General features: G+C 32.5%; 14 protein-coding genes. 2 read left to right on the forward strand and 12 right to left on the reverse strand.

All coding sequences use genetic code 11. The features are described 5' to 3' along the window. Window positions 1–207: 207 nt before the first annotated feature. Both BN4220_RS01850 and BN4220_RS01855 read right to left on the reverse strand, forming a co-directional pair. The gene (locus BN4220_RS01850) at window positions 208–1,080 is read right to left on the reverse strand and encodes a YitT family protein (protein WP_066712833.1); all 873 of its coding nucleotides are present in this window, start codon (window positions 1,078–1,080) and stop codon (window positions 208–210) included. Between the two features lie 209 nt (window positions 1,081–1,289). Beyond that, window positions 1,290–2,105: an LCP family glycopolymer transferase gene (locus BN4220_RS01855; protein WP_066712834.1), complete on the reverse strand. Its 816-nt coding sequence runs from the start codon at window positions 2,103–2,105 to the stop codon at window positions 1,290–1,292. A 184-nt stretch (window positions 2,106–2,289) separates the two neighbouring features. On the opposite strand from BN4220_RS01855, the gene BN4220_RS01860 reads away from it, so the two are divergent. Next, window positions 2,290–3,021 (forward strand): elongation factor P 5-aminopentanone reductase, encoded by a 732-nt coding sequence (locus BN4220_RS01860; RefSeq protein ID WP_066712835.1) that lies wholly within the window; start codon window positions 2,290–2,292, stop codon window positions 3,019–3,021. Between the two features lie 133 nt (window positions 3,022–3,154). Here the strand turns inward: BN4220_RS01860 and BN4220_RS01865 are convergent, their stop codons facing one another. Then, window positions 3,155–4,030, reverse strand: coding sequence for a hypothetical protein (locus BN4220_RS01865; protein WP_066712836.1), 876 nt, complete (start codon window positions 4,028–4,030; stop codon window positions 3,155–3,157). Window positions 4,031–4,251: 221 nt separating this feature from the next. Next, a complete protein-coding gene (locus tag BN4220_RS01870) occupies window positions 4,252–4,755 on the reverse strand; it encodes a CarD family transcriptional regulator (protein WP_066712837.1) in 504 nt (167 codons plus the stop codon). A gap of 416 nt (window positions 4,756–5,171) precedes the next feature. Here BN4220_RS01870 and BN4220_RS01875 point away from each other — a divergent pair, with 416 nt between their 5' ends. Further along, window positions 5,172–6,398, forward strand: a complete 1,227-nt coding sequence (locus tag BN4220_RS01875) for a GNAT family N-acetyltransferase (RefSeq protein ID WP_066712839.1) — start codon at window positions 5,172–5,174, stop codon at window positions 6,396–6,398. A gap of 139 nt (window positions 6,399–6,537) precedes the next feature. On the opposite strand, the gene BN4220_RS01880 is transcribed toward BN4220_RS01875, so the two are convergent. From BN4220_RS01880 to BN4220_RS01915, 8 genes are all read right to left on the reverse strand, one after another. After that, entirely contained in the window at window positions 6,538–8,166 is a 1,629-nt protein-coding gene (locus BN4220_RS01880; protein WP_066712842.1) for an ABC transporter substrate-binding protein, read from the reverse strand. A 55-nt stretch (window positions 8,167–8,221) separates the two neighbouring features. Further along, window positions 8,222–9,166, reverse strand: a complete 945-nt coding sequence (locus BN4220_RS01885) for a carbohydrate ABC transporter permease (RefSeq protein ID WP_082811974.1) — start codon at window positions 9,164–9,166, stop codon at window positions 8,222–8,224. Between the two features lie 14 nt (window positions 9,167–9,180). Then, entirely contained in the window at window positions 9,181–10,146 is a 966-nt protein-coding gene (locus tag BN4220_RS01890; protein ID WP_082811976.1) for an ABC transporter permease, read from the reverse strand. A 462-nt stretch (window positions 10,147–10,608) separates the two neighbouring features. Further along, a complete protein-coding gene (locus BN4220_RS01895) occupies window positions 10,609–10,995 on the reverse strand; it encodes an STAS/SEC14 domain-containing protein (protein ID WP_066712844.1) in 387 nt (128 codons plus the stop codon). 445 nt (window positions 10,996–11,440) lie between these two features. Further along, on the reverse strand, window positions 11,441–11,833 hold the full coding sequence (gene rpsI, locus BN4220_RS01900) for a 30S ribosomal protein S9 (RefSeq protein WP_066712846.1): 393 nt from the start codon (window positions 11,831–11,833) through the stop codon (window positions 11,441–11,443). Between the two features lie 25 nt (window positions 11,834–11,858). Continuing rightward, window positions 11,859–12,293 carry a 50S ribosomal protein L13 gene (gene rplM / locus BN4220_RS01905; protein WP_066712848.1) on the reverse strand — a complete coding sequence of 145 codons (435 nt, stop codon included), beginning with the start codon at window positions 12,291–12,293 and terminating at the stop codon, window positions 11,859–11,861. Between the two features lie 375 nt (window positions 12,294–12,668). Then, window positions 12,669–13,403, reverse strand: coding sequence for a tRNA pseudouridine(38-40) synthase TruA (truA, locus tag BN4220_RS01910; protein WP_066712850.1), 735 nt, complete (start codon window positions 13,401–13,403; stop codon window positions 12,669–12,671). 61 nt (window positions 13,404–13,464) lie between these two features. Beyond that, entirely contained in the window at window positions 13,465–14,265 is an 801-nt protein-coding gene (locus tag BN4220_RS01915; protein WP_066712852.1) for an energy-coupling factor transporter transmembrane component T family protein, read from the reverse strand. Window positions 14,266–14,269: the final 4 nt, after the last annotated feature.

Consider the following 14,269-nt stretch of genomic DNA (forward strand, 5'->3'; position numbering starts at 1 on the left):
TATTAGTTCCTCCTAAAATAATTTCTTTTGCGCACTCTTCAAATAACGTTCAAACTACTTATTACTAACATGTATTAATCATACACTATTTAATTTTCAAAAGCCATATCCCATTTTAACAAATAAATTTTTCACGATTTGTGTAATTTGTATACTCTTTGTACAAAGAAGTATTTTTACTCAGAAATTCACTGTTTTCAAGTATTTTTACTGTTTATATTCTATAAACCCCTCCCCCATTACTTCTCGGACATCACTTACTATAACAAAAGCTTTCTCATCTTTTTCGTTTACTATATCAATAAGCTTAACCATTTCCTTCTTTGAAACAACACAAAAAAGCATCTTTTTCTCACTATTAGAATACATTCCAGTTGCATTAAGTCCCGTTACCCCACGGTCCATAACTTCTAGAATTTCTTGTGCTATTTCAAGATAGTTGTCTGATATAATGTATGCCACTTTTGCAAATTTAAGACCTTCTAATAATCCATCTGATATTTTAGAAGTAATGTAAATGGCTATAATAGCATACAATGCTTTGTTAATACCAAATACAAACACACCTAATGTTACAACACACGCATCCACAACTAAGAGGATTGTTGGAACAGATATATGCTTTTTCTTTTCATGAATCAGCATACTTAATAGATCCGTGCCACCAGTTGTAGTCATCGTTGCTAAAACTAATCCCAATCCTGTTCCTGTAACAACTCCACCAAATACTGCTGCCAAAAATATATCATCTGAAAATATCTCTATGCTCGGAAGTAAAGCAATAAATGTTGTTAAGCTTAACGCCGCAAACAATGTTTTGCCTAATTTCTTTTTCCCCAATATAAAATAAGCGGATATAAAAAGAGGTAAATTACACGCCAAGTCTGTTACCCAAAGTGGGATTCCACCCTCAAATTTTAAACCTGATATATATTTTACAACAATAGCAAGACCACTTACACCACCTGTTACCATTCCCATAGGATCGTATACGCATTTGATTGATACAGCAACCAAAAATGTTCCAATCACTATATAAATCAAATCTCTAGACTTCAACTTCTTTAACAAAAGTTCCATAATACCTCCAAAATTCATAAACCTATAATATCACTAACTTTTCTTTATCATGCTGTATCTACCAATCGATGTTTATAATCCCATGACACAGTATGGTAAATCATAAATCCTTTATAAAATTAAACTACATACATTTAAATAGTTTATACAAATCTTTCTAAATTAATTATAATTTGTAATTAAACGACGAATCTTTAAAATGCAACCGATTATGAAATATTACAAAACTCTAAAATACTTCTCTTTATCTCCTCTAACTCAGGAACAAAGGATTCATTCTTTTGCTCCCCTTGAATTATTTCAAAAGATAAATCAGAAGTAGATAGTGTTTCATAAGTTTCTAGATAATTAAATCGACGCTCTAACGAAAAGCTTGACTCTTGCATTTCATTAATTTTTAAAAGCGTTTCTTTAGTATTCTTTTTCGTTACAATATTATTTATAGAAGAGGTCCATTCTTCTTTTAATACTTCTATTCCATTCTTATTTGTTTCAAATAGTTTTTTATAATTCTCCGTATTCATTACCAAATAGTAATCCATATGTACACCAAATGCCTCTTCTACAATATCCATACCATATGTATAAGCATCCTCATTTCCAAAATATTGATATAACATGGAAAGTTTCATCATTTGTGGTACGGAGACATAAGTCTCTTTCAATTTTTGAAACAGCGTATTCGATAATGTTATTTTCGTTGTTGTTGGTATGGTTAGAAATTTTAACTTATTTGTTTTACAGTTTAATAACTCTACTAACATATATTCAATTTGATTATTTTCTTCATTTAATATAAAATATAATGTTTTTGTATTTAGTTTTAAACTTACTTCTTCTGGTGTTATCTCTACCGGTTCTTTGCTTATTTCGTTTTTCTTATTTACCATATAATCAATAACTGATTCGGGTAGCTGATAATGATTATTAATCAATTGGTACCCTGTTATTGCTAGGCAAATGGGTACTAATATTATAATAGAAGTAGCAATCACCGTTTTTATTATTCCTTTTCTTATGCTCACACTCTTTTACCTTCCTTGAATAAAATCTCTTCACCTTACTATAAAATCATATATTTCACATGAATTACAAACTCCAAGTTTTAAATATGCTATAATATGTAGTATAGCATAAGTACATAATAAAGTTAACAATTAAAAAGGTGCTAGATTCATAATATGAAATGAAATCAGAATGGAGAAAAACATGAAATCAAGAGTTGCATTAGTCACTGGTTCTACAAGAGGAATCGGAAGAGCCATAGCCATAAAACTTGCAAAAGAAGGTTACTCTATCGTTCTTAATGGAGTAAAAAATCGTGAGCTTTTATTACAACTTGAAAATGAAATAAAGTCCTATGGATGCGATTGTCTCTCCTTTCTAGGAGACATCGGTTCCTACGAAGTCGCACATGAACTTTTCCAACAAATTGAACAACGTTTTGGGTCTGTAGACATACTTATCAACAATGCTGGTATTTCTTATGTAGGTTTATTCACAGATATGACGAAACAAGACTGGGATAAGTTAATAAATACGAATTTAGACTCTATTTTTAACTGCTGCCATTTTGCAGTACCAGCCATGGTCTCTAAAAAATACGGAAAAATTATTAATATATCATCTGTTTGGGGTTGTGTTGGTGCTTCATGTGAAGTAGCTTACTCCGCTTCTAAGGGAGCCGTAAACTCATTTACGAAAGCACTTGCAAAGGAGCTTGCACCTAGTAATATTCAAGTAAATGCAATTGCATGTGGGGCGATCGATACCGATATGAATCGTTGTTTTACAGACGATGAGCTTAGAATGCTTGAAGATGAAATTCCAAGTGGAAGAATGGGGAAAGCTGAAGAAGTTGCTGAACTAGTATATGATTTATGTAAAGGACATACTTATTTGACAGGACAAGTCATTAAATTTGATGGTGCGTGGATATAGCATTTAGACTGGCATTCTACTATTTATGATAAATAAACAATTTACCAAAAGAGGTTGCTGTAAAATCAAATTTACCTAAGTATCCTTTGATTTTACAACAACCTCTTTTTTTATTTTTAAATCTTATAAGACACTATTTAAAAAGTGATGTTTCACTTATTTTAATTGAATAGGTCCCTAAACTATCCATACGATCTTTATATATTTTTATATAGTAGGTTCCTTTAGGTAGGGCCTTACCTATACCAAAATGAGTACCCCTCAGTTCTTTCGCTCCACCATATATTTCTCCATTGGAATTACATAATTCAAACTTTAATGCTCCTTCTGTCTTTGTAATCACTTTAATATCCAGTTCTTTGTATTTTGATATTGTAAATTGAAACCAATCCACATCCTCTAGAGAATCCGATACCGTACAAAATCCTTTTACTCCAATTCCTCCAACTGCAATTGGCATTGCGTTTTCCTTACTTGAACCTGCTATATCAATCATTCTAGTAGAAGTATACGTAATATCATAAGCTCCACAACTAGTATTTAATTGAATATAATAAGTTCCCTCACTCAGAATGAGTTTTTTCGATACACTACCATAAACTCCATTTACATGATTCGTATAATGTAATGTTTCTACCCCCAAGGTTTCTTTATTACTATCTAAAATCTGTAACTTAACAGAATTCATTTTAGTATTGTTTTGTGGAGTAATTGTAACACTCATAGTTCCTGAACTTTTCATTGTTATTTGATATAATTTTATCCCTGAAGAATCATCTTGATATCCATTATAGTTTTTCCGTGGTTCTATCGTTATAATATTATTAGCCTCAAGATTATTATTAGATTTCGTCTTTATTTCTGAATTATTGGTAATCAATTGTTTATTGGCATCCATTCTTTTAATACTATTTTCAGCACCTTTTACTGATATAGTTCCAGCAAGTACCATTGCGATTAATAACAATCCACTTACTACTTTACCTATAACTTTTAGTCTCATTGACATCCATATACTCCTTTCCATATATTTGTTTTAATTGTAATTTTTTGTGTTTCATATATATTTTACTACATCCCTTAAATCTTTTCCATGTTTTTACTATTTTAATGTAATCTTAATATATTTAAGAGCTCATATTACTACATATAAAATTATATGGCCCATTCCTTTATTTCCTATAAAATAAAAAAGATATCGTAAAATTTAATTTACGACATCTTATTAAACTATTCTTCATTAATACCCATAGCTTCTTTTATTTTTGATTTTGCCTCTTCCATAGTTATATCAAATATAACTGAACACTCAGCACTAACTAATTTACCTGCTTTTTGAAGATTTTTATCATCGCTCATATTCAGTCTCTTACCAGTTTTATTTCTGCGATTACGTTCCATTGTAATCCCCTTAATCACTTGTAAGCATTTTTTAAATTCACAGGATTTTATAGCTTCCCTAAATTCTTTATCTCTTAGTTTATCATTTGTACTATATAACTCTTCCATTTTTGGCACCTCTGATAAATAGCTTTCTGCCTCCTCTTTGGTTATAACTGACCTCATGAAAACTTTATCATTATTTATCTTCACATATATCGTGCCGCCATTATCGCATATCGGCTGCAATGTATAATACCTTTCATCAGTGGTAACAAAATCAGGTACACCAATATCTGTGATTTTACATACGCCTCCATTTTCATAAACTATTACATCATTGATTTGATACATTTTAATACCTACTTTCTGTGCTATGCCAATAGAAATCGCTAGTCCAACAACACAAATTGTTATTAAAAAAGCCTGTTATACTTATATTATAGCACAATTTTCGAAAAAATTCCATACATTCTGAATTAATCATTTGTAGTAGTTAAATTTCCCCATATTTTGGCTTTATTAAGTTGTTATTCTCAAATTTTATTTTTATATTCATCTAAAGAGAGCCTTTTTATTTATATTAAAGAAGGTTACATATGAATAACAAAATCAGCATATAAAAACCGATTATATTTATTGACAAAAACTCCTTACTCTAAGACAATATTTGTATATTATCCAGTTATTTTTGCATCAATAAATCCTTCTCCAATTGTGATGCATTATTTACTGAGAACAATAGAAAGGTATACAATGGGGTGTTGTATATGATTGTTAGAAAAATAAAACCAGAAGAATTAAAACGTACGAATGAGCTATTTGCAATTGCTTTTGAATTTGAAATGGATAACACAAAAACAGCTGACGAAATTTACGAAAAAAGTTTTAACAATTCCAAATCTAGAGATGATGTATATTGTCTTGAACGTTGGGCTGCCTTTGAAGATGATAACATGACAATGATGAGCAATTTTATAGCAACTCCTTTCTCAATACAGTTTGATGGCCACCATTGCAAAATGGTTGGCATCGGTGGGGTTGCTACCTTACCTCAATACCGTAGAACTGGAGGTATCAGAGCCTGTTTTGAAGCAGCGCTACCTTCCATGTATGAAAGTAGTGTTGATTTTTCATATCTCTATCCTTTTTCAACTGCCTACTATAGAAAATTTGGTTATGAAATATGCTGTGAGCGCTTACGATATCGAATTCGCTTAAGTTCTATTCCATTCGCTCAGCTAGATGGCTCTTGTTATCTGCTTGAACAAGGACATACGATGAAAAATGATATTCAAGACATATACGAGACGTGGCAAAATAAATACAATATGATGGTTATAAACGAAGCTTATGAATATGAATGGGTAAATCAAGTTAATCCTGCGAAAGATCAGACATTTACATATCTATATAAGGCAAGAAATGGTGTTCCAAAAGGATTTATGACTTTTGTTAAGGAGCGACAAGGCTTTGAACAGCATTTAAAATGTACCCGATTCTTTTTTAAAGATGCAGAAGGTTTCCAAGGACTAATGAATCTTGCCTACACTTATTCAAGCGACCATCTCTACATAACTTTTGAAATCCCAACGGATTGTGATATTACATTATTTCTGCCTGAATGGTCGATGGGTGCTGGTTCCTGTGAAATAGTACATTGTGGTATGGTTCGAGTTGTCAATGTAATGCAGGTATTAAAAAAGGCACGTTACATAGGAAACGGTAGTATAATTATTGAAATCAGTGACACTATCATACCACAAAACAATAATCGCTTTTACGTTAGTTTTGTTGACGGAAAAGCAATTACAGTTTGTACTACTGAGGAACAAGCAGATATTTCACTTAGCATATCACAATTTTCACGCTTTATTGCTGGTGCCTGCGATACAAAGGCAATCACTTTTCTAGATTCTATTAACACCAATACTGACTATAGTACATTAGCAAGCGTATTTTATAAAAAACCACTATTAATTACGCAGTATTTTTAACTCATAAACATGAAGCACTTTATGGCTCTACGTTCATAAATCTTAAGAATCAGAATAAATAAAACCCCCTGTTATATATCACGATAATGTGAACAATAACAGAGGGTTTTTTAACTTGCTAAATAGAACTTTTTAAAAACTATTTTTTATCATTTAAGTATTTTTGTAACTGAGTATTAGCTTCTCCTACTACCTTATCCATACCATTATCTTTTAATTTTTGTATGAATTTTGGTAATGCATCGCTAGGATCAACAGTACCTGTATTTAGTGCAAGAGCATATTCTGCTGCAACGTTTGCTAAAGCACCAAGTTCTGTTTCAACACTAGTTGAATTAAATGCCCATCCAAGGATTGGAATAGAACCAGCAGCACCATAATATGCCTTAAAGTCTTCCCAGAAATTTAGTCCCTGACCTTCTTGTGGAGGTAATTGTGTAACGTTACCCATACCATTTGTCCATGGCATATAATCATCACGTTTTTCAGTAAATACAACTTCTCCATTTACCATATTATAATGAACACCCTCAACACCATAGTTAAGTAATGTCATAAGATATGGATCTGTGTTTAAGAGATTAAGGAACATCATAGCACGCTCAGGATTTTTTGATGCTGTAGAAATAGCCATCATAGCTCCTTGAGAGGATGTTGTATCAACATAAGCTGGTGTTGCTGGAACCATTTCTACATGTATTCCACGCTCTTTACTTGCTTGAAGTTCATAACCAAGAGCATAACTTTGTGTTCCGATTAAATAAGAACCTGTAAGCTGTTTGTTTGCACGTGTATCATTTGCTTGATTTGCATTACCCATTGCAGGATCAATGTATCCAGCTAAATAGTATTCACGAGTCTTCTCAACAAATTTCTTATATTCAGGAGTTTCAAATTTACTTAAAATTTGATTTCCATAAGGACCTTCTGCTGCAGTATCTGTTGGATTAATGTAATAAGATAGAAGATTATTTGTACCAGAATCACCAGTTACAATAATAGAGTTATTTACCATTCTTTCAAGAACAGCACCTTCTACTAATAATGGATAGAAGTCAGCGCCTTCTCCTGCCTTAACTGTAGCAAGAATGTCACCAAATCCATAGTAATCTGTATTCTTAATATCATCTAATGTATAACCATACTTCTCTAATAATGTAACATTAATATCCCAGCAGTTTTGAGTAGCAATATCTTTATAACCAGGTACTGCATATACACCCACACCATCAGCGCCATCTACTTTCGCACCGTCAGTTAAAACTTTTGGTATAAGATTCCATAAGTCGCTTGCATACTTTTCAATCAAGTTATTCGCAGGATCGTCTAATTTAACCCATGCACCTTTTCTAGCAAATGCATTATATTCATCTGCACTCCAAGAGCATGTAAAATAGATGTCAACATCATCGCCACCGTTGATTGCAAGAACTGCGTTTGTATCAAAGTCACCCCATGTTCCCCAGATTGGTTCTAGAGTAACATTAAGCTTCTCTTTTAAATACTCATTAGCTTTTTCTAATACTGCTGTATCATCAGTTACGTTACTTCCATGAAGATACCATTTAAGAGTTACTGGTTTGGATATATCGATTTCTGTATCATTTGTATCTGGTGCTTTTGTTGGATCGTCCTTTGCTGCTGTTGTTGGTGTTGTCTCAGTTTGAGTCTTTGGGGAATCAACCTTTTCTGTTGGCTTTTTAGCACAACCGGATAATACCGTTGCTAACAACATAATGGAAAGGATAATTGATAGTACCTTTTTCATAAATAACTCCTCCTAAATTATTTTTTTATGTAAGCGGTAGCTTTGCTAACCGTTCTTACCCCTTTACAGAACCAATTGTCAAGCCTGAAATAATGTAACGTTGGAAAAATGGATAAGCACATGCAATTGGTACAACAATCAGTACTACTAAAGCCATACGCAAACTATCCGATGGTAAATTGGCTCGAATATTTGCTGCTTCTACTCCTAGAATATTCGCATTCTTTACTAAAAACTCAACATTATTTTGCATCTGCATTAATAAATATTGAAGAGGATAATACTTTGCATCACGCACATATAACATTGCAATAAACCATTCATTCCAATATGCCAATGCATTTAGTAATCCAACCGTTGCGATACCTGGTTTTGCTATCGGAATTATAATTCTAAATAATGTGTTATACTCTCCACTGCCATCAATGGCTGCTGCTTCAATCAAAGAATCTGGAACTGAGCTTTGAAAAAAGGTTCTCATAATGATAATATTGAATGGACTTACTAACATAGGAACAATTAAAGCTGCATAATTATCACTTAATCCTAGTAAAGTCTTACAAACTACATATGTTGGAGCGAGTCCACCACCAAACATCATAGTAAAAAAACTAAAAAATGAAAAAAACCTACGATACTTAAAATCTTGACGGAATAAAGCGTAAGAATACAATATACACATTAAAACACTTAAAATTGTACCTAAGATTGTTATAAAAAAACTATTAAAATAGGACCTCCATAACTGATCACCTAAGTCAATTACATATTTATATGCATCCAGCGCCCATTCCTTCGGCCAAAATGAATAACCTATTTCACGTATACTGTCCATTGATGTAAAAGAAATTATAACAACAAATATAAAAGGAACAATGCACAATAAGCAGAACAAACCCAAAATAATATATATGATAATCTCTGCGGGTACACTAACCGTATTGAGACGCGATTTTCTTTTACTCTTAAAGCTAGTATTAATATTTTTACTTTTATTCATATATATTACCCTCCCTAAAACAGACTACTCTCTTCATCAACCTTACGAACAATTGTATTCGCTATCATAATACAAATAAATCCAACAATATTTTGTAAAAGTCCAGCTGCTGTACTCATTCCGTAATTATTCGTTGCTGTAAGAACACGATATACATATGTATCAATTACCTGTGTTGCAGGTAGCAATATACCTGAATTCATTGGTACATTCCAGAACAATCCAAAGTCAGCGTTAATTATCCTACCAACATTCATAATAAACAGTACTATAATCATTGGCTTTAAATGTGGTAGCGTTACATAACGAATTTGTTGCCATTTACTTGCACCATCAATGCTTGCTGCCTCGTATTGACTGTGATCAATACCAGTAATACCAGCTAAATAAAGGATGGTTGAATACCCAACATTTTTCCATAAGTTTGCTATGGTTAAAATGTAAGGCCATGGCCGGTAATCATTATACCAATCCGTAACTTTCATACCCCACTTCTGCTGAAGATGAACTAACAACCCACTTGTTGGATCAAGAAAAGCCATAACAAAATAACTTGCTACTACCCAGCTTAAGAAATATGGGAAAAACATTAATGTTTGATAAGACTTAGCTACAAACTTATTCGTAATTTCATTAAGCATAATGGCAAATGATACTGAAATAACTAAGCCCAATACAATCCAAAGAGCATTGTATCCAATGGTATTACGAATGATCTTCCATGAATCCGAGGTTTTAAATAAAAATTCAAAGTTTTTTAACCCCACCCACTGGCTATGCTTGATATTATTTAATAAAGTTGGTGCTTTTGTATAAAATTTATAATCTTTGAATGCTATTACAATACCAACCATCGGTAAATACCGAAGCAGTATCAGCCAAATAGCTCCAGGTGCAACCATACTTAATAATAGAAGCGTCTTCTTTTTACTATATGATTTTTTTCTCTTAGTTGCTGTCTTAGTTGTTGTTTTAGACATTATATATACCCCTCCCCTAATTTTGTAAAATCATAGTATGCAATTTGCTAAAAAATAAAGAAAATTCTTATTGCTTTTGTGTATATTTTACATAGAATACCTTAAAAAGTCACGTCACTTGGTTGTGCTTTTTTGGATATATTTGTCATCCTGTTTTTATGAGGTATAATTTAAGAAAAGTAGCGCTACCTAAAGATGCCACGGAAGCATTTTGCACATGAATTAAGGTTATAGGCCAGTATAGAACTTATATGATTCATATATTAGTAAGCAACATCAACTCTCTCGAAATAAAAAGCTGACATGAAATCGTAAATCACTTAAATCGATTTACAATTTCATGTCAGCTTATATTAGCTTTAATTTCTATTTAAACCTATTCATTTTACTATAGTTAAAAACTTATTAAAAATAGTATTCATTCTTTTTCTATAACAAGTGTTTTCTTCTCTGATTGACATGTTAGAATCCTTTCGATTTTAACCAAGCCATAGCCTCTTCTTCATTACTAAAAATTTGTTGTGGAAACTTAATAAAGATTGCCTTATTAATCTGCATTTTTACATATGTACTATCAACGATAGCCGCGGCATACTGTAGATTATTTAAGGCTAGCCATTCGGTATGTTTTATCATAATGTCGTCAAGATCGGACATTTCATATTTTCTTAAATCTGATACTAATGCCCATGGTTGATTTCCAATCGCAGGCCCTATTAAATTCACAAACTGCTTATGGTACTCCTCATAATCTTCCCTTCTCCAATGCCCTATTGATTCCTCAAAGACAATTCTTTTATCTTCATCGTAATTTATGGTGTAGATACCCTTTAGACTTCTTAGCAGCATAGCAGTTTCCTCCTAATCAATATTTCTGTGAATCAATAGAGACCTTTATAAATCTTTATGAAATAAATTCTTGCCCATTTATGAGTTTCTTCGATCAGCTTGCTGTATAATCCAGCATTTGTATATTATAATTCTACGAAAATGATCTTCAGAAAGCATTTATCTAAAGAATATATCTCCTAAAAATATATGCTAAATAATAATATAGATTTTCAAAATATATGATATATTATCATATTTGGTAATAGAAAGAAATGATTGTTTAGAAATATTTCTACTTTGTAATGTTAATTATTTAATAATATAGTCTATAGAATATATTTTTTAGTTTTTTCAAACATTGTGTCTCCCCCTCTATTTAAGGTCTTTTAGACACAAAAAACCCCCAAAACACAAGGTTTTGAGGGTAATATAAATCGATATAAGATTCTCTGAATGAGAAATATTATCTCTTGGAGAACTGTGGAGCACGACGAGCTGCTTTTAAGCCGTACTTCTTTCTTTCCTTCATTCTTGGATCTCTTGTTAAGAATCCTGCTTTCTTTAAAGCTGGACGGTAATCTGCATCAGCCTGTAATAAAGCTCTGGAGATACCATGTCTGATTGCACCAGCTTGACCAGTGAAACCACCACCATGTACATTTACAAGAACGTCAAATTTATCTGCTGTTTCTGTAAGTGCAAGTGGTTGACGAACGATAAGCTTTAAAGTTTCAAGTCCGAAATAGTTGTCCATATCTCTTTTATTTATAGTAATTTTACCTGTACCTGGTACTAAGTAAACTCTAGCAATACTGCTTTTTCTTCTACCAGTTCCGTAATATTTTGCTTTAGCCAATGTTATTTCCTCCTTTCAGTCCGAATTAATATTTGATTTCTAATACTTCTGGTTTTTGAGCTGCATTGTTGTGCTCTGGACCAGCGTATACGTGTAATTTGTTCAACATTGATCTTCCTAAAGGTCCCTTTGGAAGCATTCCTTTTACTGCAAGAGTAATAACATCTTCAGGCTTTTTAGCCATCATTTCTTTTAATGTTGTTTCTCTCATTCCACCTGGATAATCAGAGTGGCTGTAATAGATCTTTTGATCCATTTTCTTACCTGTAACTTTGATTTTGTCTGCGTTAACTACGATTACATAATCACCAGTATCGATGTGTGGTGTGTAAATCGCTTTGTTTTTACCTCTTAAAACTTTAGCGATCTCAGAAGAAAGACGTCCTAATGTATGTCCTGTAGCATCAACTACATACCATTTTCTTTCAATAGTCGCTGGACTTGCCATAAAGCTTTTCATTGGTTTACCTCCTTAAAAAATATGCGTTTTCATTTCTATCTTAATAGCAGATGCTTAATTAGCAGATGCCATACTTGAAATGCCCTGTTTATCAGCATTCTGTGCATTTTCAGTCACTTCGTGTATTATATAGTATTAAATATCCACTGTCAAGCGTGTTTTCACAAGTTTTTGCAAATTTTTTTAAATTTTCTGAATTAACATCCAATAAAATCATTTTAAAAATGACTTTTTTATATTCTTGAAAATGAACCTATTTTTATTACTCTATTGTTACCATTCACTTAGGTTTTAAACTTCTGCTAACAAAGTTTAATGAGCAGGAAACAAAGTTCACCATAAGTTCATCTTGTCTCCTGCTCATATGCATCTACTTTATAAATACTCAATTCCAACCAGCGTTAGGCCCTTGGCTGGCGCCGTAGGACCTGCTTTTGTTCGGTCCTTAGCTTCTAATATTTCTTTTACTTGCTCTGGAGGTATAAAATTACTACCTACTTGTATCAAGGTTCCTGCAATAATACGTACCATATTATATAAAAAACCATTTCCACGGATTCGAATTGTAATTACATTTCTATCCTTTAAAATATCAACATTATAAATTTCCCTAGTTGTATCCTTAACTTGTGTATTGCTTGAGCAAAAACTGACAAAGTCATGTCTACCTATGAAATAATTAGCAGCTGTCTGCATCGCTTCCGCATCAAGGTTGCGATGTACAAAATGTGTATATAAACGCTTTGTTGGTTCCGGAAAAGTAGCATTTAATATCTTATACTCATAGGTTTTAATGCAATCGCAATATCTAGGATGAAAATCTTCCTGAACTTCACAAGAGGATTGTACCACAATATCATCCGGTAAGCTCTGATTTAAGGCATAGGATATCTTTTCGGCAGGTATCCTAGTATTTGTATCAAAGACAGCAACATTACCAAATGCGTGAACGCCTGAGTCAGTTCGGCTAGCACCTATCACCGTGATATCTTCCTTTAATAACCTTGAAAGCTCCTGATTTAGCATTCCTTCTACAGTTACTACATTAGGCTGTATTTGCCAACCGCAATAATTGGTACCATCATAGGCTACCTCTAACTTTACTCTCATTAAAACTGCTCCTTAAACTGATGTCCCATTTATCATTAAAATCGCTATAATTTCTCTATCATTAAATCAACTTATTAATTGTTATAATACCGCCGATATACGTTACAAATAATAAAAATGTAATGTAATCTCGTTTCTTATATTTTAGTGGTTTCATTTTCGTTCTTCCATTTCCACCACGATAGCATCTCGCTTCCATCGCCATTGCCAAATCGCTTGCACGACGAAATGCTGAAATAAACAACGGTACCAAAATAGGAATCATCGCTTTTGCTCTCTGAATTAATTTACCTGATTCAAAATCCGCACCTCTTGCTTGTTGTGCTTTCATAATTTTATCCGTTTCTTCTAATAAAATAGGGATAAATCGAAGTGCAATTGACATCATCATCGCCACTTCATGCACTGGTACATGGATTTTTTTTAACGGTCCTAATAAATTCTCAAGTCCATCTGTTAACTGGTTTGGTGTTGTTGTGAATGTCATTAATGAGGAACCTAAGATTAAGAAAACCAATCGTATTCCCATAAATGCAGCCGTACGAAGTCCTTCTTTCGTTACTTTGATAAATCCTAATGTAAATATTGGTTCACCAGGAGTTAAAAAAACGTTGAAGATTAGGGTAAATATTAATAGTATAACAACTGCCTTTAGCCCCTTAACAATAAACTTAAAGGGTACTTTTGATAATTTTATTACACCAAATAAAAATAGCCCTGCAAGTATATATCCTACAAATGTATCAAATAAAAACAACGAAACAATAAACACTAAAGTACCAATTAACTTAACTCTAGGATCTAGGCGATGCAAGATAGAGTCCGCCGGATAATATTGTCCAATTGTAATATCTCTTATCATGTAT

The organism is Clostridium sp. Marseille-P299 (genome assembly GCF_900078195.1).
Classification (GTDB): domain Bacteria; phylum Bacillota; class Clostridia; order Lachnospirales; family Lachnospiraceae; genus Lachnoclostridium.

Bases quoted from the DNA above. Each gene is read 5' to 3' on its own strand.
- truA (WP_066712850.1), bottom strand. From the start codon at position 13,403: ATGAGAGTAAAGTTAGAGGTAGCCTATGATGGTACCAATTATTGCGGT.
- BN4220_RS01850 (WP_066712833.1), bottom strand. From the start codon at position 1,080: ATGGAACTTTTGTTAAAGAAGTTGAAGTCTAGAGATTTGATTTATATA.
- BN4220_RS01860 (WP_066712835.1), top strand. From the start codon at position 2,290: ATGAAATCAAGAGTTGCATTAGTCACTGGTTCTACAAGAGGAATCGGA.
- BN4220_RS01915 (WP_066712852.1), bottom strand. From the start codon at position 14,265: ATGATAAGAGATATTACAATTGGACAATATTATCCGGCGGACTCTATC.
- BN4220_RS01895 (WP_066712844.1), bottom strand. From the start codon at position 10,995: ATGCTGCTAAGAAGTCTAAAGGGTATCTACACCATAAATTACGATGAA.
- BN4220_RS01890 (WP_082811976.1), bottom strand. From the start codon at position 10,146: ATGTCTAAAACAACAACTAAGACAGCAACTAAGAGAAAAAAATCATAT.
- rplM (WP_066712848.1), bottom strand. From the start codon at position 12,293: ATGAAAAGCTTTATGGCAAGTCCAGCGACTATTGAAAGAAAATGGTAT.
- BN4220_RS01870 (WP_066712837.1), bottom strand. From the start codon at position 4,755: ATGTATCAAATCAATGATGTAATAGTTTATGAAAATGGAGGCGTATGT.
- BN4220_RS01875 (WP_066712839.1), top strand. From the start codon at position 5,172: ATGATTGTTAGAAAAATAAAACCAGAAGAATTAAAACGTACGAATGAG.
- BN4220_RS01885 (WP_082811974.1), bottom strand. From the start codon at position 9,166: ATGAATAAAAGTAAAAATATTAATACTAGCTTTAAGAGTAAAAGAAAA.
- BN4220_RS01865 (WP_066712836.1), bottom strand. From the start codon at position 4,030: ATGTCAATGAGACTAAAAGTTATAGGTAAAGTAGTAAGTGGATTGTTA.
- BN4220_RS01880 (WP_066712842.1), bottom strand. From the start codon at position 8,166: ATGAAAAAGGTACTATCAATTATCCTTTCCATTATGTTGTTAGCAACG.